This is a genomic window from Alkalicoccobacillus gibsonii, from assembly GCF_016798245.1.
Lineage (GTDB): Bacteria > Bacillota > Bacilli > Bacillales > Bacillaceae_D > Alkalicoccobacillus > Alkalicoccobacillus gibsonii.
Genome location: NZ_JAEUZA010000001.1, coordinates 242,743 through 266,771, shown reverse-complemented (window position 1 = coordinate 266,771; position 24,029 = coordinate 242,743). Strand labels below are relative to the sequence as shown.

The window sequence follows — 24,029 nt, the reverse complement described above, 5'->3', positions numbered from 1 at the left end:
TTCGTTTCGTACCTAGTTATTCGCCCTTAAATGCTCGTTTCACTTTAGAGAAGAAGGAATCCTGTTCCTCAATTGTATGACTTCCGTTTGTTTCCGCAAACTCTCTCATGATTTCTTTTTCTTTTTCACTTAAGTTTTTCGGCGTAACTACGCGGACGATGACATGCTGATCTCCTTGACCACGACCATGTACATTCGGCACACCTTTACCACGTAGTCTAAAGTTTGTTCCAGTTTGAGTACCTGCAGGGATCTTCAATTTGATTTTCCCATTTAACGTTGGCACTTCAATTTCATCACCTAAAGCTACCTGTGTAAATGTAAGAGGCATTTCACAATGAATGTCTTCCCCATCGCGCTCAAAGAATTCATGTGGTTTCACGTTAAATACCACATATAGATCTCCAGCTGGACCACCGTTCGCACCAGGCTCACCTTGGCCAGATACACGCATTTGTTGACCATGATCAATTCCTGCTGGAACCTTCACATTAATCTTCTTACGCTTACGTACTTTTCCTTTACCGCCACAAGTAGAACACTTATCCTTAATCATTTTACCTGTACCTTCACAGTGGTTACATACTCTGCGATTCACTACGCGGCCAAAAGGAGTATTTTGCTCTACATTTAGCTGACCAGATCCACCACAATGTGAACACGTCTCTGGCTTCGTTCCAGGCTTCGCACCTGAACCAGAACATGTATTACAGTTTTCTTCACGTGGAATCTCAATTTCTGTGTCTTTTCCAAAGACAGCTTCTTTAAACTCTAACGTCATTGTGTATTGAAGGTCCGCTCCTTGACGAGGTCCGTTCGGATTCCGTCTACCGCCGCCACCGCCGAAGAACATGTCAAAGATATCGTTAAATCCACCAAAATCTCCACCAGCTCCACCACCAAAACCTTGGTTCGGATCTGTATGTCCAAATTGATCATATTGAGATTTTTGTTGTGGATCACTTAATACATCATAGGCTTCTTTTACTTCTTTAAATTTCGCTTCAGCATCTTCAGCTTTATTCACGTCTGGATGATAGGTACGCGCTAGCTTTCTGTAGGCTTTTTTTACCTCATCAACAGAAGCGTTTTTATCTACTCCAAGTACTTCATAGTAATCCCGTTTACTCACGTCATCCACTCCCAACCAATTAAAAATGCGCTATTTACTCATAACGTTCATCATACCATCTCTATGCAATAAGGCGCAAGATGCGCTCTAGTCAAAGAAAAAGCCAAAGCCATACATGCTGACTTTGACTTTTCCACATTACTTACTTATCTTTTTTGTCTTGATCTTCGTCTTGAACTTCTTCGTACTCAGCATCAACAACGGAATCATCTTGGGCATTTTCTGCTCCGCCCTCTTGTCCAGCTTGTGCTGCTTGAGCCGCTTGCTCGTACATTTTTGTTGTAAGAGCCATAACGATTTCTTGAAGTTCATCCTTAGCTGTACGAATCTCATCAAGATTATCTGCTTCAATTGCCGCTTTTAGCTTATCTTTTGCAGCTTCTGCTTTTTCTTTCTCTTCTTGTTCAACATTATCGCCTAAGTCTTTAAGCGTTTTGTCTGTAGAGAATACAAGCTGATCTGCTTCGTTGCGAAGTTCTACCTCTTCACGACGTTTTTTGTCTTCTTCAGCATTTGCTTCAGCGTCTTTAACCATTTGTTCTACTTCTTCATCTGATAAACCTGAAGAAGATGTGATTGTGATGGATTGCTCTTTGTTAGTTCCTAGATCTTTTGCTTTTACATTTACGATACCATTGGCATCAATATCAAAAGCAACTTCAATTTGTGGAACACCGCGTGGTGCTGGTGGAATATCCGCTAATTGGAAGCGACCTAGCGTTTTGTTATGAGCAGCCATTTCGCGCTCACCTTGTAATACATGAATATCAACAGATGGCTGATTATCAGCAGCTGTAGAGAACACTTGTGATTTTGATGTTGGAATCGTTGTGTTACGGTCAATTAGCTTTGTGAACACTCCGCCCATTGTTTCAATACCAAGTGATAATGGAGTCACGTCAAGAAGAACAACATCTTTAACATCTCCTGTTAGGACACCAGCTTGAATCGCTGCTCCAAGAGCTACTACTTCATCCGGGTTTACACCTTTATGAGGGTCTTTACCAGTAAGTTGTTTGATTGCTTCTTGTACAGCTGGGATACGAGTTGATCCACCAACTAGAACAATTTTGTCAATTTCACTTGCAGAAAGTCCCGCATCTTGCATCGCACGGCGTGTTGGTGCAAGAGTGCGTTCTACAAGATCAGAAGAGATTTCTTCAAATTTAGCACGGCTTAGTGAGATCTCAAGGTGCTTCGGACCAGTAGAATCAGCTGTGATAAACGGAAGTGAAATCTGAGTTTGTGTAACACCAGAAAGGTCCTTTTTCGCTTTTTCAGCAGCATCTTTCAGACGTTGCATTGCCATTTTATCTTGAGAAAGGTCAATGCCATTATCTTTCTTGAATTGTTCAACAAGGTAGTTAATGATGACTTCATCAAAATCATCCCCACCAAGCTTGTTGTCCCCAGATGTTGCTTTAACTTCGAAGAAACCATCACCTAATTCAAGAATGGATACGTCAAACGTACCGCCACCTAAGTCATAAACAAGGATTGTTTGATCTTCTTCTTTTTCAAGTCCGTATGCAAGTGCAGCTGCTGTTGGCTCATTGACAATACGATCTACTTGAAGACCAGCAATTTTACCAGCATCTTTTGTTGCTTGACGTTGAGAGTCATTAAAGTATGCAGGCACTGTGATTACAGCGTTTGTTACTGTCTCACCTAAGTATGCTTCAGCATCAGATTTAAGCTTCTGAAGGATGATAGCTGAAAGCTCTTGAGGAGTGAACTCAGTTCCTTCGATTGTTTCTTTATAGTCAGTACCCATGTGACGCTTGATAGAGATAACAGTGTTAGGGTTTGTCACCGCTTGACGCTTTGCAACTTCACCTACTAGACGCTCACCATCTTTAAACGCGATAACAGATGGCGTTGTACGGTTACCTTCTGGGTTAGGGATAACAGTTGCTTCCCCACCTTCCATTACTGCTACACATGAATTGGTTGTTCCTAAGTCAATTCCAATAATCTTACTCATATCGGATCTTCCTCCTGATTTATAAATTTAGTTTAGTTTAGGCGTTTACTTTTACCATTGAAGGACGCAATACACGGTCCTTTAACTTATAGCCTTTTTGAAGCTCTTCAACTACTTGATTTGATTCAAACCCTTCCTCTTCCACTTGCATGACTGCTTGGTGTAGATGAGGATCAAATGGTTGACCTACTGTTTCGATGGCCGTTACGCCTTCTTTTTTTAACGCTTCTTGAAGCTGGTTGTAAACCATGTTTAATCCTTGAGCTAAAGATTTTGCTTCCTCACTCTCTGGTTTCACAGAAAGCGCACGCTCGAAATTATCTAAAGCAGGAAGCAATTCTTCGATAAAGCCCTGTGCTCTATATTTAGCAGCCGCTTCCTTCTCCTCACGAGAACGTCTACGGAAGTTATCATAATCAGCCTGAACTCGCAATAGACGGTTGTTTAGATCGGCAACTTCAGCTTGATGAGCCGCTTCAGCAGATTCTTCGTCTGCCACTTCTTGCTCTTCTATCACTTGCCCTTCCATCACATCAGCCATTTCTTGCTCTTGATCTTGCTCTTTTTGTTCAGCTTCTTCTTGTTCTTGCTCATGTTGTTGTTTGTTTTCATTACTCACGTAACATTCACCTCCATAACCCATTAACTATGTATTGATGACTAGAACGAACAAAGGTACGCTCTAGTCACTATTACCAATTCGTGTGTTATTGATACAGCTTTGTCAATAACCTTGTTAAATCTTTTGAAAGGTAGTCAACAACTTTGATGGCTCGATGATATTCCATCCGGGTGGGACCGATAATCCCAATCGTGCCAACATGTTGATTGCCAATTGAATAATCAGCCGTAATCATACTGCAATCATCAAATGCTTCAAGCTGATTTTCGTGGCCGATCTTCACCTGAAGACCCGTGTTCTGCATACGTAATAGCTGATGCATGCTCTGATCTTCCTCTAAAAAATTAAAGAGCAAACGCACTTTATCTACATCTCTAAACTCAGGCTGGTTCAAAATGTTTGTTTTTCCACTATAAAACACCTTATGAGGACGTTCCATAGAAAGGGAAAGCTGCAAACTTTCAAGCAGTGAGTCATAAGCCTTTACATGCTCACGCATGACTTGAGCCATTTCAGTTTGAATTGCAGACTGAAGTTTGTAAAGCGGGATTCCCATTAGTCGTTGGTTCATGATATTAACCAAGCGTTCTAAATCTGATGGATCAATCCTTTCAGATAAATGAAGCATTTGATTTTCAACGTGACCTGTGGTGCTAACGAGAATTAAGATCGCCTTTTCAGAAGACAAAGGCACAATTTGCACATTACGTAATCTTGCATCTTCCATTTCTGGACCAAGCACAATTGAAATATAACTTGTCATTTCTGAAAGAATACGTGCAGACTGCCTAAACATCTCTTCAAGCTCTTGAGCCTGAGATGAAAAAACTGTATGAATACTTTCTTTTTCTTTCACTGTTAGCCTGTGAGGCATTAACAAGTGATCGACATAAAAGCGATATCCCTTTTGAGAGGGAATTCGCCCGGCTGAGCTGTGTGGTTTCTCAAGAAAACCTAGCTCTTCTAAATCAGACATATCATTCCTGATCGTAGCAGGACTAAACGAAATATCATGACGCTTTGAGATGCTACGAGAACCGACCGGCTCCGCAGAACGAATATATTCATCAACTATCGCACTCAAAATGGACAACTGTCTATCTGTCAGCATCCCGAATCACCCCTGTTAGCACTCTCTAATTACGAGTGCTAATTCTATTGATAAGTTATCAAATAGGTCAGAGTTTGTCAATATGAATGCCTCGAGAAAAAACCTGAATCCTAAACTAGATTTTCCTCATCCAGAACAGCTAAAAATGACTCAAATACTTCGTTCCCTAAAAGGAGTCCTTCATCGCTTAGTCGGAGCGATCCGGCTTTGTACTCTAGGAGACCTTTTTGGATATTATCTTCAATTTGCTTCTCATATACATCTTCTAAACGTATACCATATTGAGCATAGAATGACTCAGGGTGAACCCCTTCTCGTTTGCGTAAGCCCAAAAACATCGCTTCCTCTAGCTGCTCTACCTTTGTCACTTGATGAGCATTTAATCTAGGTAGCTCATTCGCTTCCACTGCATCAATGTACTGATTTACAGGCCCAATGTTTTGATATCTCACACCTTCTATATATCCAGACGCTCCAGCTCCAAAACCAAAATACGTGGAATTGTCCCAATAAACTAGATTGTGCTTACTCTCGTACTTTGGTTTTGAGAAATTACTAATTTCATACTGTGTATAGCCTGCATCTCGCGTAATCGCACGAAGGTCGTGATACATTTCTACTTCATACTCCTCTGGCGGCAGATGAAGAGATCCTTTGCGCTGGCGGTTAAAGAAAACTGTTTTTTCTTCAATCTTTAAAGAGTAAGCAGAAATGTGTTCTACTTCTAACTTAGCAGCTTGATGCAGGGTTTCTCTAAACGATTCTGGTGTTTGATGTGGCAGACCAAACATCAAGTCAATGGAAAGGTTTTGGAATCCGACCTCTCGAGCTGTCTTCACAGCTTCGTATACACTATCAGTACGATGCGTTCGTCCAATGGCTTCTAGTAAATGAGGATCAAATGTTTGAACTCCTATACTTAATCGATTTACACCCTCATTATACAAAGCTTGAAGTTTTTCCTTTTCCGCACTGTCTGGATTGACTTCCACGGTCCACTCTTCTACATTCTCCAAAGGAAAAATGTCTTTCATCCCTTTTACGAGGAATGAAAGTTGTTCGGCAGTCAGAGCCGTTGGTGTGCCTCCACCTATATAAATTGTTCGAATTCTCTCTACCTGATGCTTCTGTTGAGCCTTTTTCATTTCATCTAAAAGAGCTTCTAAATACCTTTGAACGGGCTGATTTTTTAAAAATACTTTATTAAAATCACAATAATGACAAATATGTTCGCAAAAAGGAATGTGGACATAGATGGCTTGATGACGATGACTCATAACTTGGTAACACCCTCTTAAACATGGTAAAAAGCCGGCAAAAGCCAGCCTTTACACTTTTATTCATCCATCCGTAAAACAGCCATAAATGCTTCTTGAGGCACTTCAACGTTTCCGACAGACTTCATTCGTTTCTTACCTTCTTTTTGTTTCTCTAGTAGCTTACGCTTACGTGAAATATCTCCACCATAGCATTTCGCGAGTACGTTTTTACGCATCGCTTTGATTGTTGAGCGCGCAATGATTTTCTGTCCGATACTCGCTTGAACAGGAACCTCAAACTGCTGCCTCGGAATTAATTCCTTCAGCTTCTCAACAATGATCTTTCCACGTTCATAAGCAGAATCACGGTGCACAATAATCGATAATGCATCAACCGTTTCTCCATTTAGAAGAATATCCATTTTTACAAGTTTAGATGCTTTGTAGCCAATTAACTCGTAATCAAATGATGCATACCCTTTTGTGTTTGATTTTAATTGATCAAAGAAATCATACACAATCTCAGACAATGGAATCTCGTACACAATTTGAACGCGGTTTGCATCTAAATATTGCATATCGATGAAAATACCACGTTTCTTTTGGCAAAGCTCCATCACCGATCCTACGTAATCATTTGGAACCATCACACTTGCACGTACATATGGCTCTTCTACTTGCTCAATTTTTTGAGCATCCGGCATGTTTGAAGGGTTATCAATTCGGACAGAATCCCCATTTGTCAGTGAAACTGTATAGATAACACTTGGAGCTGTCGTAATAAGAGTAATCCCAAATTCACGTTCAATACGCTCTTGAATAATCTCCATGTGCAATAGACCTAGGAATCCACAACGGAATCCAAATCCTAATGCTTGAGAAGTCTCTGGCTCATATTGAAGCGAGGCATCATTTAACTCAAGACGCTCTAACGCTTCACGTAAATCATTGTATTCCCCCGTATCAACAGGATACAATCCGCAGTACACCATTGGATTCATTCGACGATATCCTGGAAGTGGTTCATCTGTCGGGTTGTCAGCACTTGTTATGGTATCCCCTACTCGTGTGTCTCCAACGTTTTTGATAGCAGCTGTAAGGAACCCTACATCTCCAACCGTTAGCTCATCCTTTTTTGTTGCTTTAGGAGTGAAAACACCAATCTCGTTTACCTCGAACTCTTTACCAGTTGCCATCATCCGAATACGGTCACCTGGTTTGATTGTTCCTTCAACCACACGAATGTAAGCAATGACTCCACGGTATGCATCATACAAAGAATCAAAGATTAATGCTTTAAATGGAGCACTTGGATCTCCAGTAGGTGCCGGTACTTTTTCAACAACCTGCTCAAGAATCTCTTCAATTCCTATTCCATTTTTCGCGGACGCATGAACAGCCTCAGACGTATCAAGGCCAATTACGTCTTCAACTTCCTGCTTCACACGATCTGGTTCCGCGCTCGGTAGATCAATTTTATTAATAACAGGAAGGATCTCAAGATCATTATCAAGAGCAAGATACACATTAGCGAGCGTCTGTGCTTCAATCCCTTGCGCAGCATCTACAATGAGTAGAGCACCTTCACAGGCAGCAAGACTTCGAGAAACTTCGTATGTAAAATCGACGTGTCCCGGTGTATCAATTAAGTGAAAAATGTATTCAACGCCATCCTTCGCTTTATAAGTTAATTGAACAGCGTTTAGCTTTATGGTAATGCCTCGCTCACGCTCTAGGTCCATCGCATCAAGCGTTTGTTCCTTCATTTCACGGTGCGTGAGCGCTCCAGTCAATTCTAGAATCCGATCGGCAAGCGTAGACTTTCCGTGGTCAATATGGGCGATAATGGAGAAGTTACGAATCCTCTCTCGCCTTTCAATACGTTCTTCATTATTCATTCTACAATCACTCCTACAGCTTACGTACAAATACACTATCCTCTATTATAGCAAGCTGCCGGTAGACGTTCAATACAGAGTCTAAAATGTTTTTCAGAGGTCTCTTTATTCTTCCGTCTCACTTTCCTGCGATCGACCATTTAATCCTTCAATCGCTCCGACTAAACTAGATAAACCCTTCCTTGTCAAATTCTCAAGACTATTCGCACCGGCCATCGCTGACTCCGAGAAAAAATTTTGAGGAGTCTCAGTGTTTGTCGCTTCTGATTTTTGAACCAGATCAACAGAAGCGATCACTTTTTGGTTGACCACCTGATCCAATTTTTTCACTTCTTGAACCTCAAGCGGTTTTGGAGAAGAAAGCCCGAGCTGTTCATTTACATATTGAATGCCCCCCATCGCACCGAGTAACAATGCAACACTCACAATACCGACGTAAATTAACAGTTTCTTCATCATGGCTACTCCTCCTTTTGTTGACTCCAATAGTATTCAGATATGACATCTGCTAGAGCTTCAGCTGTATGATACGTTTCCTCAAGTGTATTTTCGACTCCTCCTACCTCTACTAGCATCATTTGAGGAGATAGATCCTGGTTAAACACTCCATTTGTTCTTGCTCCTTCGTTAATCCTTACTCCACGGCTTAACCCTGGATACTTTTTCTCAAGTAACCCATCAATATCTTCGGCCATCTTCAAATTCGTGTCGAAGTTCGGATTATTCCCCCCGACTATAAACCACACTCTTGCATACTCTACACCATTAATCGTAGCGGCCGTGTTATCTCTCCCTGCAGAGTCACGATGTAAGTCAAAAAACAACTCAAATTCTTCCGGACCTGCTACTGCTTCCTCTAAAAAGTCTCGTGCAACCTCATACGAGCGATTATAATTCCAGCCTTTTTGATTCAAACTTTCTTGTACACTGCGCTCTTCCTTCACTGTACCTATTCCGCGTTTTTCGAGTTCTTGTTTTAGCTTTTCACTTGTCTGAGTAATGTTTACTTTACTATTAAACGCTTCTTTTGAGGTTAATTCTGGCAAAAAGGATTCTGTATCATGTGTGTTAATTAAGTAAACAACATTTTTATCTCCAGTGTTTTGCTCTGATTCCATTTGCTTTCGCTTTGCTTCCTCTGCTTCTTTCTCAAGCTGAATGACTTTCTCCAAACTCTCCTCTTTCGCATCTCGTTCAGCAAGCTGCACATCAATGGGAGGACTTGATTCATGAGACAATGTTGTATAATCCGTCCCCTCACCCGCAATATAAATTTTTGAATCAAAGAAAGTGAATCCTGGAAGCTCTCTCCCTAAAAAACTTCGTGGATCCTCAGGATTTAAACTGGTCATTACATGAAAGGCTAAAGGAGCGAGTTGCAAATGTTTCTCCCCCTCAGGCAGCATTTCAGTAAAATGACTATTCTCCATACCCATTACTTGTAAAAGTTGTTCGCTTATAAGACCTACAGACCATTCATGTATGTTATCTGAAGTGACACCTCGTGCTTGTCCAATTGACGTTAAAAGACTGATTAAGATAAACAAACTAATGACACCAAGTACACACGAAATGATTAGTTTCTTTATGCTTGTCCGGTTCACTTTGATCGTTATGCCTCGAAACCCCGCTCGCTTCATTTGATCACTCCTACATCCAATACCAACCTACAGCCATCCTATTCAAGCAAAAGGACATCTAGACCAAAAAAACTGCTCCTTGTCGGATGACAAAGAACAGTTTTAGAAACTAGCGCGTGTATGCACCGATATTTTCTTGATCAACTTGATGGTGGAGAGCTGCATTTAAGCCGCCCGCCAAGACGTGGGCCATATCCTCAATAAAAACATCAATCTCTTTTGGAGTGACCATCAAATTATGTCCTAGCGGAGAGAGAACCTCTGAGATCAGCTGACGTTTTTCATGCTCTGGCAGATTACCAACAATACCGAGAACTGTTTCGCGCTTTTTCTCATCAGGTAAATCCTCTTCCGTAAGCTTTCGTTTTTCTCCAAAGCTCATCCCTGCAGGTACTAGGGATCTAGAAGGAGCTTTGCCCGTTTTCATTTCTCGACCGAAGTGTTTAAGCACGTAATCAATAGTATCGCTTGTAATCGTTACCGCATCCACTACTGTTGGAATGCCAATTGCAATGACAGGTATTCCTAACGTATCCTTACTAATTTCCTTCCGCTTATTCCCCACACCACTACCTGGATGAATCCCGGTGTCTGTGATTTGAATAGTTGTATTCACTCGTTCGATTGATCTTGAGGCGAGTGCATCAATGACAATGACAAAGTCTGGCTTCACTTTATCAATGACTCCAAATAAAATGTCACTGGTTTCAATACCCGTTAGCCCCATTACCCCTGGAGTTAATGCACTTACTGAACGAAATCCATCCTGCACCTCTTCTGGAGCAAGTTCAAACAGATGGCGTGTCACAAGAATTTCCTCAACAGCAATTGGACCCAGTGCATCTGGTGTTACATTCCAGTTACCTAGTCCAATCACTAAACAAGAATCCGTATCTCCAACACCGGTTTCTTTTAAAAATTGATTGAACGAGGAGGCGAATACTTTTTCAAGCGTTGCTTGAAGATCCGTATCCTTTGCCCGTATCCCTTGAGACTCAAAGGTTAAATAATGACCGGCTTTCTTACCTAGCTTCGGCGCAGCCTCCGCGTCTATTTTAACTCGTGTGACAGTAATCCCATCTACATCATCTGAGGTTACCTCTACACCGGAAGAGGACTGCGATGTTTGTTGTTTTTCCTTATATAATTCATTCGCTTCTATCGCTAAATCTGTGCGGATTTCAAAAGATTCCATATCCAAATGTTTATTCATTCTTACCCTCCTGATTGCATTGATTTTCTTATCGTTCCTCTCGGGTTATTATTTCATTCATAACTATTCCAAATCGAGCTATTGCTTTTAGTAAGCGATTTTGATAAAATGCTTGTTGTTATACATGTGATTCTAAACAGCATTTCAATTGCTCTTAACGGTATGTAAAAGGACAATCTTCTTTGAACAAACTAGTTACAAATTGAGAATGGGCTGTTTGCTCAGGAGGTGAAACAAATGGCAAATATTAAATCCGCAATCAAACGTGTGAAAACAAATGACAAGCGTCGTGCTCAAAACGTTGCATATAAGTCAGCTCTACGTACTGCCATCAAAAACTTCGAGAAGAAAGTTGAAGCTGGAGAAACAGAAGGAGCTCAAGTAGCTTTCGCTGAAGCGACTAAAAAGATTGATAAAGCTTCAAGTAAAGGCCTTATCCATAAAAACAACGCTGCACGTACTAAGTCTCGTCTAGCTAAACAGCTTAACGGACTTTCAGCATAATAAAGAAAACGACTCGTATGAGTCGTTTTTTTTATGTATAGGATTTAGCTGAAAGCGAGCCCAGCTTGATTATAAACAGCTCTACAGCAAGCTCCTTATCCTGTCTCCCCGTTTTGATTGCGTAATCCGTATCTGCAGCTGCGACGATACTCGACTTTAATTTTTTTTCTTCAAACCTCGTTACCATCCTAGCAGCTAACTTCACAACATATGGATGTAACTTTAACATCCCAGCCATTTGCTTTTCCGAATAAGACCGTTGCTTTAATTCTTTTACATGCAAGTAGATCCGAAGCTGTCTCACAAGCATGGCTAGGATCATTAATGGTTCTTCTTTTCGTTGCACCATCTCTTTATAAAGCTCAATTGCCGCTGTAATATTCCCACCCATAGACCACTCAATTAAATCAAAAATAGATTGCTCGAGTGTTTTCGCCACTAATTGCTCGACTGCCTCCATTGTGACTTCTCCACCAACGCCAGAATATAGCTGACACTTTACTAATTCTGACCGAAGCTGTAATAGATTGGTCCCGGCTAAGTCAATCAGTCGTCTTTTTACAGGGTCAGGCACATCTATGCCGAGTTCATCGGCTTGCTCTTTAATCCACTTTAACGTCTCTTGATCCGATAGCTCAGATGCTTGAACAACGGTCGCATTGGATTTTAGTTGCTTTGTTACTTTTTTGCGTTCATCTAATTTCTCATAAGGAGCAATAAAGAGTAAAATGGTCTCTGGAAGAGGTTGTTTCAAATAAGGCTCTAATGTTTCAACCTGATGCTCAATAGCTGAGTCATTTTTTTGGCTTGTTGCCAAATAGAAGTCGTATACGATGACTACTTTTTTTGATGCAAAAAACGGTAATGTCTCCGCTTCTTCTATGATAAATTGTAACGGCGTGTCCGCTAAACGAAATCGTTGCACGTTCATTTCCTGATCTTCTTTACTTAACGCATTCGAAATAATCTCCTGAACCATCTCTTCAATGATAAAAGCCTGTGTCCCATATATAAAATAAACAGGACTAATTTGTCCGTTTCGTATGTGTTTCAGTTGCTTCATGTACTCCATCTACTATCCCGTTCCCTCCAAAGCTTCGATAGATGTAGTGTACTAAAAGTCGTACCAAAGATAAAGAGGAGGCAACCAATTAGGCGCCTCCATTTATAATAAACGCAATGAAATAAATCCCGGGTGGTTTATTTCATTGCGTATTTGAAGACCGGTCTCTTTATAAGATATCCTATGCATTCAGCCATTATAGGTGACAACTCTTAACAGCGTAACCAATCCTGCTATGAAAAGGACATTTGATGAAACAAGCATAGTAAAATAGAGCGCTTTCGCTTATACTTAAATGTGAAATGAGAGGAGGATTATGATGAATAAGTTTGAAGAAGACGTTCAAAGCAAACGGAATGATGCCATCGACTCTGGTATTGGGTTTGTCGCATCCTTTGGTTTCTTTGCCACCCTCTTTATTATCGCTTCACTTGTTGATGTGTTTAGTCAGTTTTAAACAAGACCATGCGTTCAACACGGAGAACAGGACTTTAATTCTAAGGTCCTGTTTTGTCTGACTCAAGCATCGTTTCAACGTTAATGTCCCCTTGACTCCATATAAACTGAACAGCCCCATTAAGGTCAGTACGATAAATTTTCATCCTTCGCGCTTCAAACCTTGACATAATTTCTGGATGAGGATGCCCATGACGGTTGTTTCGACCAGCTGAGATCAGAACAACTTTTGGCATAATGTGATCGAGTAACGCCTCTGATGAAGACGTTAAACTTCCATGATGACCTGCCTTAAGGATATCTACCCGTAAGTTAGGATATTGTTCTATAATCCGTCGCTCCCCTTTTTCACCTAAATCTCCTGTGAACAACCACTTAACTCCTTCGATCGATGCTGCAATCACAATCGATCGTTCATTTATATCTTCTTCCTTCTCATCTGAAAATGGGGAGAGAACTACAAAATCGTTGTCACCATAGTCCCAGGAATATCCTGATTCTACAAATGATAGTTTCGTACCTTCATCAAAAAATGAGCGCAGCACCTGATTCTCCCCTTCCTTCGTAATTGGCCCATTCCCATACAAAAGCTCTTTTACAGGTATCTGTCGCACAATTCCTTCTGCTCCCCCAATATGATCATGATCCCCGTGTGTTAATACCAATTGATCGATCGACGAGATCCCTTTCGCTTTTAAATAGGGAACAACAATGTCCTTCCCTGTATCAAACTGATTTTTGCGTTTTTGCCAAGGTTCATTTGAGAACCGAATCACGCCACCAGTATCAATGACAATAACTGCTTTTCTTCGTGGTAGTTCGATCACATAACTATCTCCTTGTCCTACATCAAGCATCGTAACCACAGCTTTTGCATTAAGATATGGTGTCATCTTTAAACTTATCATTACGATGAATATCAATATGAGTGAACGTATCAGCCATCTTTTACGTTGTGATTCCCATATATAAAGGATATAGAGAATCACACCATACATGATAAAGAGCTGCCAACCACTTGGCTTCCCTGGGATATAGGATCCAAGCGGCCATTTATTTATGTACATAAGGGAGGAATGGATAGGTGGCACAATGGTTTGTAGTAGATAGTACGGGAGATTCAAAGCACTAGGGAGGAATAAGTCAAATACACTTGCCAAAAAGGATGAGGGAAGGGCAACCATAGTGATAAAAGGAATGTAAATTAAATTTAACGGGAGACTGATGACATTCCATTCAAAAAAATGATAAAGAATTAAGGGGAGAGTTATAAGCTGCGCTATTAATGTTACAGATATCATCTGTTTAAAATAAGAAGGATACAGCGCGCGAATCGTTGGAGCAGAAATAAGAAGAGAAAAGGAAATAAGAAAAGATAATTGAAAACCGAGTTGTAACAAGGAATAAGGATGAATCATTAGAAAAAGAAAACTTACGATACCAATGCCAAACAAAGGGTGAACTTTCTTCTTTAACCGTAAACAAAAAAGCACAATAAAACTCATAGAAGACGCTCTAATAACCGGCGGCGCAGCCCCTGCAAGAATGGCGTAAAAAGGCAGTCCAATCATTAATAGCTCCATTGCTCTTTCCTTCGTTAACCCAAGTCGAATAAATACATAAAAGAGAAAAGCCGTTAGCATTCCTACATGCATGCCAGAGACAGCTAATAAATGAATGACTCCTAGCTTTTCGTAAGCTGATAATACATCTTGATCAATGAAATATCGATCCCCGTAAGTAAGCGCCACAATCAACCCTGACGTGCTTTCATGATATGTTTCTTGTATCGAGCCAATCCGGTCCATCCGCCAATCATTAAACTGATCTAACCAGGTCCCAAGATCATTTTCGCATGTAGATTGGGAAGGGTTTATTCGGTAAATCCAATGAATCGATTGTTGATAGAGATACTTCCCGTAATCAAATTCAAAAAAGTTCGATGCCACGTTTGGAACTTCAAGTTTTCCTTTTAAAGTACAACGGTCACCAGGTCGGAGCTTGTTCCAAACGTTTTGTTCATCTTCATTAGCTAACATTCCCAAAACCTGAAACCGTTCGCCACTTTCATGTTTAACTTGAAAAGAGATGGAATCACCATTTACTCTAGGAATACCCTTAACAGTTGCTTGAGCAGTTAATTGTCCCTCAGTAAATGATGTTACGTTTGTTTTTTCAGCAATCTCTCCGCGTAGAAAGAAAAGGGAGAATACCGTTAAAGCTAGCAGTATTGCCCATGTTCTTTGTTCTTTTTGTAGTAAGCAGTAAATGATTAAAAGAGCAATGCTCATACATAATGCTAAGTCGATCTCTCGGATAGCAGTTAATAACCCTAGAACAGCCGATATAAGCCCTATAAATAAAAGTCTTATTCCTACCCCTCCTGCCTACATTACGCTTTAGAATAGATCTCACGACTCTTAGAGAGGAATTCTTGTAAAAGCTCAGTCGGCACATCTGCTTTTTCAAGTTCTTTCAGTAAGGATACAGTTAAATTTAATTTCTCTTGGTAACGCCGATCCATTATAGCCTCATCTAACTCAACCGCAATAAACTCAACTCCTGCTGCCTTGAAGATTTGTTCGGCATATGGATCGTTTTTATATTCCTGGGCGTAATATACACGTCGGATACCTGCCTGAATAATTGATTTTGAGCAGTGAACGCACGGAAAGTGGGTTACATAAATCTCTGCTCCTTCTGTTGGAACGCCAAACTTCGAACATTGGAGTAAAGCGTTAATCTCAGCGTGTACGGTTCGAATACAATGATTATCAACAACCATACATCCATCATCCAAGCAATGTGCTTCACCGCTCACAGATCCATTATAGCCCCCGGCAATAATTCGTTTGTCACGAACAATCGTTGCCCCTACCATCAACCTTGGGCATGTACTACGTAAACTTAATAAATGACTTTGCGCCATAAAATATTGATCCCATGAAATACGTTCCATCTTGTGCCTCTCTCCTATCATTCAACCATGAACTCTTGCTTACCTAGTGTAAGGAGGTTGTACAAGTCCGTCAACACCCAGTTACTGAACTGTAATTTCCGACTTAAGCTTCTCAAATGATTTCTCACCTATCCCGCTGACGTTCATTAAATCTTCTATTGTCGCAAATGGTCCATGTTCCTCACGATATGCAATAATACTCGCGGACTTTGAAGGCCCCACCCCGTTTAACGTTTCAAGCTCAGTCTCCAAAGCTGTATTAATATTGACTAATGGTCCATCTGACTGATTCTCTTGCCCGTTCGAAGCAGTCACAACGCTTTGCGTGGGCGTAGCTGATAATTCTTCTCCAACTGCCGGCGCGTAAATTTGCATCTCATCTTGCAGAATCATCGCAAAGTTTAGTTGGTTTGCATCTCCTTCCTCGGACAATCCACCAGCGGCATGAATCGCATCAACCACTCTACTCTGTGGGGCTAGCTCATATATCCCAGGGCTCACGACTGAACCCTTTACATCTACCATAATATTTGGTTCTGGAGTATTCTCTCCATCTTCAGGCTCCTCGGCTAATTCATCACCTTGAAGCCATTCATCTAATGAATTTGGATGATCATCTTGTTGTGAAAAGCTCACAAATAGTAGAACGATGGCGAGAGTAAGAGTTAATACCGAAGCAAGACCTGCAATCACATGAATCCAGTAAGACCTTATGAATTGTTGCAAACCACTCACCTTCTCAATTTTCTAACAGCATATTCTATTGATCAACGCATATAATTTGTGTTAATGACATCGAACAGATTCTTTGTAAAGGGGGAATACTATGACTGAGATTGGAATAATCGGAACTGGAAGTATGGGGACCATGCTTGTCGACGCATTTCTGGAATCGCACGCGCTACAGGAGCAAGAAATAACTATCTTTAATCGAAGCGAACAAAAGGCTTTACGATTAAAGGAATCTTACCCCAAAATACATGTAGCTTCATCTGCAAAAGAAGTAGTAGGTCAATCTAAAATTATTTTTGTTTGTGTAAAGCCGCCGCAAATACCCAGCTTACTTGATGAAATTGCTGATCACTTACAGTCCTCCCATCTCCTTGTATCGATAACAAGTCCTATTACCGTGGAAGCCATTGAAGCAAATGTTCCTTCCAAAGTAGCACGAGCTATACCTAGCTTAATTAACCAAACATTGTCTGGACCTTCTTTACTAAGCTTTGGGAGCAGATGTACTCCTCTCGACAAAGATGTGTTAACTCATTTACTCAGACATATATCCGAACCTCTTGAAATTAACGAAGACATTACTCGAGTTTCTTCTGACATCGCCAGTTGCGGCCCTGCATTTTTCAGCTATTTAACACAAGGGTTCATTGATGCAGCGGTGAGACAAACAAATATTACAGAGGATGAGGCGACAGTCCTTGCAACAAACATGTTAATTGGCCTAGGTAAGTTATTTGAGGAGGAGCGATTTACGTTAACAAGTCTTCAAGAGAGAATTTGTGTCCCTGAGGGTATTACTGGAGAAGGTATTGATGTATTGCGAAACGAAACTGGATTGATGTTTGATCATTTGTTCCAAAGAACTCATCGTAAATACTACATTGAAAAGAAGCATATTGAGGATTCACTTTACAACAAAGGAAGACTTTCTAAATAAAAGTCTTCCTCTTTACTATTCACCATTCATATGTGATGTCCTGCTATAATTTAATCGCTTTGAAAAAAATTCGTTCACTTTTATCCGTTGGCTCGTTTTGAGTAAAGTCAGCAGTAATTGATCCCACCTTAAACCCGGCATGTTCAAGCCATGTACAATACTGATTAATCGAAAACGTCTTTTGCACATGCAACTCATCTGTCCGCTCGTAATGACCGGACTCGGTTTTAGCAAAGAAACTCAACTCGTGCTCCACACTGTTTGGTTCCTCCCCACTAAAAGAGTTCCATATATAAGACACATCTTCGTCAGCATCTGCGAAGGTTTGTCCAACAAACTCTTCATTCACTTTATACTCGGAATGCACATCAAAAAGAAGCAAACCATTTTTTTTAAGTTGTTTAGCAAATCCCGCAAAGGCCAGCTGAACATCATCTGCACTACGTAAATAGTTTAATGAATCACAAAAGACTGTCACAAGATCATACTCATCAAGCTCAGGCAAGTTTGTCATATCTGCTTCTATCAGCAGGGGAGAGAACCCCTCTTCTTCCGCTTTTGCACGAGCAATCGTTAGCATTTCTGGTGAGAGATCTAATCCAGTCCCGTTCATTCCTTGTTTAAGCATTAAAAGTAAGAGTTCGCCGGTGCCGCATCCAACATCTATAAACTTCAGCCCATGTAAAGGTTGACCCTGAACGCTCTCTTTAACAAAATCTAGCCACCCGGCATACGGTGCATCTGCCATCAAATAATCGTAAAGAGAGGCAAAGCCAGTGTAATTCATGATTTATCCTTCAAATAGGTCCAACCATGTCGTTGCTCAATTAGACCATCTTTCAGCAATTTACCTAGAGCTCGTTTGAACGAAGCCTTACTCATTCGAAACGCACCTTGAATGGATTCAGGTGAAGACTTGTCCCCAAACGGCATTGAACCGTCATGAGCTTTTAAATAATCTAGCAAGGTTGTAGCATCGTCTTTTTGGCGTTCACTTCTTAGTGCTTTCATTGTTACATTAATTCGGCCATCTTCTCTAACATATACAACACGCGCACGCACTCGTTCCCCAATACGAAGTTTACCAGTCATTTCATCATCATGCATAAATGCTAAATACCCTTTATCTGTAAAGATTAGAGCACCTTCATCAACATAATGATACACATGACCTGAAACATCTTGATTGAGGACAATTGGATCTGCTTTCACTGAGACATTCTCTAGAGGGAGCCCTCTGACAAGGACACCCATCAAGCGACCCTTCTTATCCCAGCTCAAGGATACCGGCATTTTATCTCCACGAGCTGGCCAATAATCATCATCCTCAGGAAGCTCATCCATTGAAACAAACAAATCACGAGTAATGCCATTATAAAGAAAGATACCATGGCCTTTTTTGACTTGAATACACTCAAGCCAAGCAAATTCATCATTTTTAACAAGTGGTTTTTCCATTGTTGCTGATAGACGATTTTGATGATCATGGTATAGGAACACAAGAAGTGATGCCCCTATCTCATGTTCTCCGCCCGCTTCACGCTTATGAAGCAGTACATCTGTCTCACCATCCGTTAAGAAATAACCAAAATCAGCTTTACGGGCGACCGTTAAAGTAGCTGTTAAACCTGGTTTTAATTCCATTATCCAAGTACCTTCTCAATCTCTACAGTTGGCGCATCTCCCCACAATTTTTCGAGGTTATAATACAACCGATCTTCTTTATGGAACACATGAACGACAACGTCTCCTAAGTCGAGTAGCACCCAACGTGCCTGATCATAGCCTTCTAGCCGTTGAATCTCAATTCCTTTTTCTTGAACCACTTTTTTCAATTCGAACGCAATCGCCTGAACTTGTTTTTCTGAATTACCGTGACAAACGACCACATAATCTGCAATTGGAGAAATCCCTCTCATATCCAATGCAACAATTTGTTCTGCTCGTTTATCATCCACTGTGTTTATCGCTAAAGATAGCAATTGATTATCACTCACTACTTATCAAAACTCCCCTCAGTATGTCTAACAAAATGATTATATGTTTCCAGTGTTAATGGATAAAGTGTCTGTCTTTTGCTTACTAAAAATGTGATTGTGTTCTCAAGCATTTTTAGTATCGCAAGATCAAGATTGGTTTTTGAAAGTTCTCTTACTTCTTCCACTCCAGGCATCTTTCTATTCGGCTCAATATAATCCGCTAAAAAAATAATCTTCTCAAGCAGACTCATGTTTGGTTGACCCGTTGTATGGGAGGCAATCGCGGTTAAAATACCTTGATCTGTAATCCCAATTTCGTGTTCTACGAAATAAGCCCCACACGGAGCGTGAAGCAATTCATCGCTGTAGTCAAGGATATCGCTGCATTCAAGCTTTTCCTTGACGAGCTCTCTCATTTCATTCTTATCCCGGTATTTGGCATAATCATGGAAGATTGCTGCTGTTTCTGCTTTTTTACGATCTTCACCATATTGCTCAGCAAGGAATATCGCCGTCTCCATTACACCCACTGTATGAATGTATCGACCTTCCGTTAAGTGTGGCTTAACGAGTTCTAACGCTTGTTTTTGATCCATAAAGCCCTCCCTCTTGAATATAGGTATCGACTTTATCAGGCACCATATAGCGAATTGGTTTTGATTCTTGGACTCTTTCTCTAATCTTGGTAGAGGAAAAGTCAACTTGTATTAAATCTAGATGTTGGACTCGGTCTTTATAGTGGGGGGAAGCATCAGTATGTCCACCTCGATCCACTCCGATAAACGTCACAAGGCTTAGAATGGTCTCAATATCCTTCCATTCACCAAGTGATTCAATCATATCTCCACCGATAATAAAGAAGAATTCATGCGAAGGATATGTTTCGGCAAAATGTTTGACTGTATCAACCGTATAAGAACGACCAGATCGCTTTAACTCAGCATCAGAGACATAGAACTTCGGCTCATCCTCTATTGCTCTTACAAGCATTTCTAGTCGAGCATATCCTGGTGTTACATCTCTTTCTTTATGTGGAGGAGTCGATACCGGAATAAACCAGATCTCGTCCAGTTTGCATTCATGCAATGCTTCTTGTGCAATAAGCAAATGTCCAAAATGAGGTGGATCAAAGGTTCCCCCAAAAAGACCAATCTTCTTACCTGGCATTTAATTCACTCTTTTCGCTATCTTGGTAAAACCAAGGTAGCATTTTCTTTTGATTCTTTGTAAAGGACAATTGTATTCCCAATCACTTGAACGAGGTGGGCTTTTGTTCCTTTCGTAATGGCAGCTGCCACTTCATCTTTATCATATTCACAATTTTGCAAGACGCTCACCTTAATTAATTCTCGGGCTTCAAGCGCTTCTTTTAATTGCTCAATCATGTTTTCGTTTGTTCCACCTTTTCCAACCTGGAAGATGGCGTTTAAGTGGTGTGCTTTCGAACGTAAAAAACGTTTTTGTTTACCTGTTAGCATTATACTTCTCCTTCAAAATCATTTACTTTTCTTTAATTGACTTAAAACAACTTCTTGCATAGGCAAAATGTCAGGAAAATGGCCTGTCCAATGTTCAATAGATAGGGCCCCTTGTTGTACAAACATTCCTACTCCATTTAACGTATGAGCTTTTTTTTGCTTTGCTTCTTTAAGGAGAACCGTTTCAAGTGGGTTATAAATCAAGTCACTAACCACAGAGCCCTCCGCAAGATTCTTTAGTGAGATCGGTTGATCCGCCACATTCGGACTCATCCCTACTGACGTTGTATTGATAATGATTGAAAAGTCTCCTAACTGTTTTTCAGCCTCTAGTACAGACAAAACTTGAATAGATGCTGAGACATCTTTAAACATGTCAGCTAATATTTGAGCCTTTTCTTCCGTTCGGTTAGCAATGACAATCTTACTTGGCTGATGAGCTGCCATGGCTGATATAACCGCGCGGGCTGCCCCACCAGCACCAATCACTAAAATGTTTTTTTGGGTGAGACTTTCAGTAACAGTAAGTAAAGACTGAATATATCCGCGACCATCTGTATTAAACCCTTTGAGATAGCCATTCACGTTTACAATCGTATTAACCGCCCCAATTTGGCGAGCCTCTTCATCAATTTCATCAAGATAGTTCATGACTTCGACCTTATGAGGGATTGTTACATTACAACCACTAATGCCAAGTGCCCGAATCCCTTTTACCGCCTGTTCTAATTGATCGGGTGCTACATCAAACCCGACATATGTGGCCTCTTTGTTCATGTTTTTGTAAGCCGCTTCGTGCATAATAGGTGACATTGAATGGCCAATTGGATGCCCTAGCAAGCCAAAAACTTTTTTCATCTTTCCACCCCTCAACCTGATGTAATAGATGGTCGAATAGATACACCAACACCTTTAGGAGCGTATGCTTCGATCTTTACATGTTCTCCTCTAACCGTAACCCAGCCTAATCCAGAGAAAACAATATCACTTAACTGATCGGTAATCGTAAATGAATGCTTAATTAACTCCAAAGGTCCCTCTTGATCTGGAGGCACAAGGAGAGTTCCTGCATGCTGCTTGTATAGTTCATCTGCTTTATCAAGCTTTGTACGATGGATCATAAGCTCATTTGATAAGTAACAAACAAATGAGGATCGTTCACCTGCAACAAAATCCATTCTTGCCAAACCACCAAAGAACAGTGTTTGTTCACTATTTAATTGATACACTCTCGGCTTTGATTCCTTTTTAGGGGTTATGGTCTTGAGACCTGCCTCCGAAACATAATGAGCCATTTGATGATGATTAATAATACCAGGAGTGTCAAACATGGTTTGTCCATCATCAAGTGGAATATCAATTACATCTAAGGTTGTACCTGGAAAATGCGAAGTTGTAATTAATTGATCGGTATCCCCCGCAAATTGTTTAATCAATTGATTAATAAAAGATGATTTCCCTACGTTTGTGCAACCAACGATATACACATCTTTTCCTTTACGTAGTTCATCAATCTGAGCTGCAACCTCTAAAACGCCTTCACCTGTTTTTGTACTCATTAAGGAAACAGCCTTAGGTGTTAATCCAAGTTGCTTTGCAGAATATTTCATCCAATTTATTACTTTGTTACGGTTAATTAGTTTTGGTAGCAAATCCACTTTATTTCCAACAAGAAAAACATCATTCCCACCAGCAAATCGATGCAGACCAGGTAGCCAGCTTCCTGTAAAGTCAAATACATCAACTACCTTAACGATTAATGCGTTTTTCTCAGAAATCGTATTTAAAATCTTATAAAAGTCGTCATCTGTTAACGAAACATCCTGCACTTCATTATAATGCGTTAACCGATAACACCTCTGACAAATAACTACTTCACGTTTTAAAGCAGAAGGTGGAGCAAACCCAAGCTCACCTTTCTTTTCTGTTTGAATTTCTACTCCACAGCCCGTGCAATATATCGGTTCTGTGCTTAATCCTGATTCTCCCACTGGATCAATCCTTTCTTTCTCATCCATCTTAAAACAAAGCGCTCCGCGCGTCGATTTAATAATGTAGCTAAGCCGTCCGACTTCGCCACCGGAACAACTAAAATTGTTTGAAGACCTGCACGATTTCCTCCTAATACATCTGTGAAAATCTGGTCACCCACGACTACAGTCTCCTCAGGAGTTACCTCCATTTGTTGACATGCTCGAACAAATGAACGTCTCATCGGCTTTCTAGCACTATGAATGAAAACCATTTCTTCTGGATCAGCAAAGGCCTTCACACGCTTTTCTGTATTATTTGATACAATCGTGACAGCCATATCATGTTCTTTTATCCTTTTTACCCATTCTCTTACTTCTGGGGTAGCCTCTGGTCGGTCCCATTCCACCAATGTATTGTCTAAATCCGTAATAATCGCTCGGATACCTTTTTTCTGCAGTTCACCTAAATTGATTTCATAAATGCTCTGAACATACTGATTAGGTAAAAGGTTTTTGAACATCCCTACACCTCATTATTTTCAAATGTGCTCTCATCGACTTTTCTATCAATGTAAAACTATACCTTCTAACACTCCTTAAATCAATGATTTCCACCAAAAACACTACTTCTTCATAAGATCTCACGATAAATCAAATAATTCTTTCGACAATATTTGTCAATCGACCCTTTTGTGGATAACTTTATACACGATATAAAACCTCACCAAATAAGCAATATTCACTTTTATACACACTATGAACACAGGTTATCCACGTTTGTTTGTGGACAAACGAACGATTGTTCTCCTTTGTAGAACGTGGTAGGATTAAAAAAACAAGAACATGCGTCGCCGAGAGGTTCAGCGTTTACCCATTTTGGACAAACCATCTTTAAAGGGAGGTGACCCTGCTAGCGATTAGGCAGCAGGACAAGATGAAGCATTTATCGGATGATCTTCTCATTGAAACGTATTATAAAGCCATTGAACTTGAATTAAGCAACGAGTTTGTAGAACTCATTAAACTTGAAATCGTAAAACGGTCTCTTGATTCAAAGATCAAGCGTACATCTTAAGAATATACAGTATA

Annotated in this window: 26 protein-coding genes; 4 read left to right on the top strand and 22 right to left on the bottom strand. The window is 40.5% G+C overall.

Annotated features, from left to right (window positions below; translation table 11 throughout):
* Positions 1-16: 16 nt before the first annotated feature.
* From dnaJ to gpr, 9 genes are all read right to left on the bottom strand, one after another.
* Positions 17-1,132 carry a molecular chaperone DnaJ gene (gene dnaJ, locus JNO66_RS01430; RefSeq protein ID WP_203086433.1) on the bottom strand — a complete coding sequence of 372 codons (1,116 nt, stop codon included), beginning with the start codon at positions 1,130-1,132 and terminating at the stop codon, positions 17-19.
* A 142-nt stretch (positions 1,133-1,274) separates the two neighbouring features.
* Positions 1,275-3,116: a molecular chaperone DnaK gene (dnaK, locus tag JNO66_RS01425; protein ID WP_203086432.1), complete on the bottom strand. Its 1,842-nt coding sequence runs from the start codon at positions 3,114-3,116 to the stop codon at positions 1,275-1,277.
* Positions 3,117-3,153: 37 nt separating this feature from the next.
* Positions 3,154-3,735, bottom strand: a complete 582-nt coding sequence (grpE, locus tag JNO66_RS01420; protein ID WP_273753138.1) for a nucleotide exchange factor GrpE — start codon at positions 3,733-3,735, stop codon at positions 3,154-3,156.
* Between the two features lie 88 nt (positions 3,736-3,823).
* A complete protein-coding gene (gene hrcA / locus JNO66_RS01415) occupies positions 3,824-4,849 on the bottom strand; it encodes a heat-inducible transcriptional repressor HrcA (RefSeq protein ID WP_203086430.1) in 1,026 nt (341 codons plus the stop codon).
* A 110-nt stretch (positions 4,850-4,959) separates the two neighbouring features.
* Positions 4,960-6,126, bottom strand: a complete 1,167-nt coding sequence (gene hemW, locus JNO66_RS01410) for a radical SAM family heme chaperone HemW (RefSeq protein ID WP_203086429.1) — start codon at positions 6,124-6,126, stop codon at positions 4,960-4,962.
* Positions 6,127-6,185: 59 nt separating this feature from the next.
* Positions 6,186-8,006, bottom strand: coding sequence for a translation elongation factor 4 (gene lepA, locus JNO66_RS01405; RefSeq protein WP_203086428.1), 1,821 nt, complete (start codon positions 8,004-8,006; stop codon positions 6,186-6,188).
* A gap of 105 nt (positions 8,007-8,111) precedes the next feature.
* Complete coding sequence (locus tag JNO66_RS01400; RefSeq protein WP_203086427.1) at positions 8,112-8,465, bottom strand: hypothetical protein; 354 nt, start codon at positions 8,463-8,465, stop codon at positions 8,112-8,114.
* Between the two features lie 2 nt (positions 8,466-8,467).
* A complete protein-coding gene (gene spoIIP, locus JNO66_RS01395; protein ID WP_203086426.1) occupies positions 8,468-9,646 on the bottom strand; it encodes a stage II sporulation protein P in 1,179 nt (392 codons plus the stop codon).
* Positions 9,647-9,755: 109 nt separating this feature from the next.
* Positions 9,756-10,859 carry a GPR endopeptidase gene (gpr, locus tag JNO66_RS01390; RefSeq protein ID WP_203086425.1) on the bottom strand — a complete coding sequence of 368 codons (1,104 nt, stop codon included), beginning with the start codon at positions 10,857-10,859 and terminating at the stop codon, positions 9,756-9,758.
* Between the two features lie 237 nt (positions 10,860-11,096).
* Here gpr and rpsT point away from each other — a divergent pair, with 237 nt between their 5' ends.
* Positions 11,097-11,363, top strand: a complete 267-nt coding sequence (rpsT, locus tag JNO66_RS01385) for a 30S ribosomal protein S20 (protein WP_143848674.1) — start codon at positions 11,097-11,099, stop codon at positions 11,361-11,363.
* 31 nt (positions 11,364-11,394) lie between these two features.
* On the opposite strand, the gene holA is transcribed toward rpsT, so the two are convergent.
* Positions 11,395-12,426, bottom strand: a complete 1,032-nt coding sequence (gene holA, locus JNO66_RS01380) for a DNA polymerase III subunit delta (protein ID WP_203086424.1) — start codon at positions 12,424-12,426, stop codon at positions 11,395-11,397.
* Between the two features lie 319 nt (positions 12,427-12,745).
* On the opposite strand from holA, the gene JNO66_RS01375 reads away from it, so the two are divergent.
* Positions 12,746-12,883: a YqzM family protein gene (locus JNO66_RS01375; RefSeq protein ID WP_203086423.1), complete on the top strand. Its 138-nt coding sequence runs from the start codon at positions 12,746-12,748 to the stop codon at positions 12,881-12,883.
* Between the two features lie 40 nt (positions 12,884-12,923).
* Here the strand turns inward: JNO66_RS01375 and JNO66_RS01370 are convergent, their stop codons facing one another.
* From JNO66_RS01370 to JNO66_RS01360, 3 genes are all read right to left on the bottom strand, one after another.
* A complete protein-coding gene (locus tag JNO66_RS01370; protein WP_203086422.1) occupies positions 12,924-15,173 on the bottom strand; it encodes a DNA internalization-related competence protein ComEC/Rec2 in 2,250 nt (749 codons plus the stop codon).
* 101 nt (positions 15,174-15,274) lie between these two features.
* Positions 15,275-15,841, bottom strand: coding sequence for a ComE operon protein 2 (locus tag JNO66_RS01365; protein WP_203086421.1), 567 nt, complete (start codon positions 15,839-15,841; stop codon positions 15,275-15,277).
* An 81-nt stretch (positions 15,842-15,922) separates the two neighbouring features.
* On the bottom strand, positions 15,923-16,567 hold the full coding sequence (locus JNO66_RS01360) for a helix-hairpin-helix domain-containing protein (RefSeq protein WP_210340738.1): 645 nt from the start codon (positions 16,565-16,567) through the stop codon (positions 15,923-15,925).
* A 100-nt stretch (positions 16,568-16,667) separates the two neighbouring features.
* On the opposite strand from JNO66_RS01360, the gene comER reads away from it, so the two are divergent.
* Positions 16,668-17,510 (top strand): late competence protein ComER, encoded by an 843-nt coding sequence (gene comER, locus JNO66_RS01355; protein ID WP_203086420.1) that lies wholly within the window; start codon positions 16,668-16,670, stop codon positions 17,508-17,510.
* 43 nt (positions 17,511-17,553) lie between these two features.
* Here the strand turns inward: comER and JNO66_RS01350 are convergent, their stop codons facing one another.
* From JNO66_RS01350 to JNO66_RS01310, 9 genes are read right to left on the bottom strand one after another with little or no spacing between them, the layout of a single operon-like run.
* Complete coding sequence (locus tag JNO66_RS01350) at positions 17,554-18,297, bottom strand: class I SAM-dependent DNA methyltransferase (RefSeq protein ID WP_203086419.1); 744 nt, start codon at positions 18,295-18,297, stop codon at positions 17,554-17,556.
* Positions 18,294-19,154 (bottom strand): CvfB family protein, encoded by an 861-nt coding sequence (locus tag JNO66_RS01345; RefSeq protein ID WP_203086418.1) that lies wholly within the window; start codon positions 19,152-19,154, stop codon positions 18,294-18,296. The genes JNO66_RS01350 and JNO66_RS01345 overlap by 4 nt, the downstream gene beginning before the upstream one ends.
* A complete protein-coding gene (gene rsfS, locus JNO66_RS01340; RefSeq protein ID WP_203086417.1) occupies positions 19,154-19,507 on the bottom strand; it encodes a ribosome silencing factor in 354 nt (117 codons plus the stop codon). The genes JNO66_RS01345 and rsfS overlap by 1 nt, the downstream gene beginning before the upstream one ends.
* Positions 19,507-20,085, bottom strand: coding sequence for a bis(5'-nucleosyl)-tetraphosphatase (symmetrical) YqeK (gene yqeK / locus JNO66_RS01335; protein WP_203086416.1), 579 nt, complete (start codon positions 20,083-20,085; stop codon positions 19,507-19,509). The genes rsfS and yqeK overlap by 1 nt, the downstream gene beginning before the upstream one ends.
* Positions 20,054-20,656 carry a nicotinate-nucleotide adenylyltransferase gene (nadD, locus tag JNO66_RS01330; protein WP_203086415.1) on the bottom strand — a complete coding sequence of 201 codons (603 nt, stop codon included), beginning with the start codon at positions 20,654-20,656 and terminating at the stop codon, positions 20,054-20,056. The genes yqeK and nadD overlap by 32 nt, the downstream gene beginning before the upstream one ends.
* A gap of 17 nt (positions 20,657-20,673) precedes the next feature.
* The gene (gene yhbY / locus JNO66_RS01325; RefSeq protein WP_203086414.1) at positions 20,674-20,967 is read right to left on the bottom strand and encodes a ribosome assembly RNA-binding protein YhbY; all 294 of its coding nucleotides are present in this window, start codon (positions 20,965-20,967) and stop codon (positions 20,674-20,676) included.
* Positions 20,968-20,985: 18 nt separating this feature from the next.
* Entirely contained in the window at positions 20,986-21,825 is an 840-nt protein-coding gene (gene aroE, locus JNO66_RS01320) for a shikimate dehydrogenase (RefSeq protein WP_203086413.1), read from the bottom strand.
* 11 nt (positions 21,826-21,836) lie between these two features.
* Complete coding sequence (gene yqeH / locus JNO66_RS01315) at positions 21,837-22,985, bottom strand: ribosome biogenesis GTPase YqeH (protein WP_203086412.1); 1,149 nt, start codon at positions 22,983-22,985, stop codon at positions 21,837-21,839.
* Positions 22,940-23,461: a YqeG family HAD IIIA-type phosphatase gene (locus JNO66_RS01310; protein WP_203086411.1), complete on the bottom strand. Its 522-nt coding sequence runs from the start codon at positions 23,459-23,461 to the stop codon at positions 22,940-22,942. The genes yqeH and JNO66_RS01310 overlap by 46 nt, the downstream gene beginning before the upstream one ends.
* Positions 23,462-23,874: 413 nt before the next feature.
* Here JNO66_RS01310 and sda point away from each other — a divergent pair, with 413 nt between their 5' ends.
* Positions 23,875-24,015, top strand: a complete 141-nt coding sequence (gene sda, locus JNO66_RS01305; RefSeq protein ID WP_203086410.1) for a sporulation histidine kinase inhibitor Sda — start codon at positions 23,875-23,877, stop codon at positions 24,013-24,015.
* Positions 24,016-24,029: the final 14 nt, after the last annotated feature.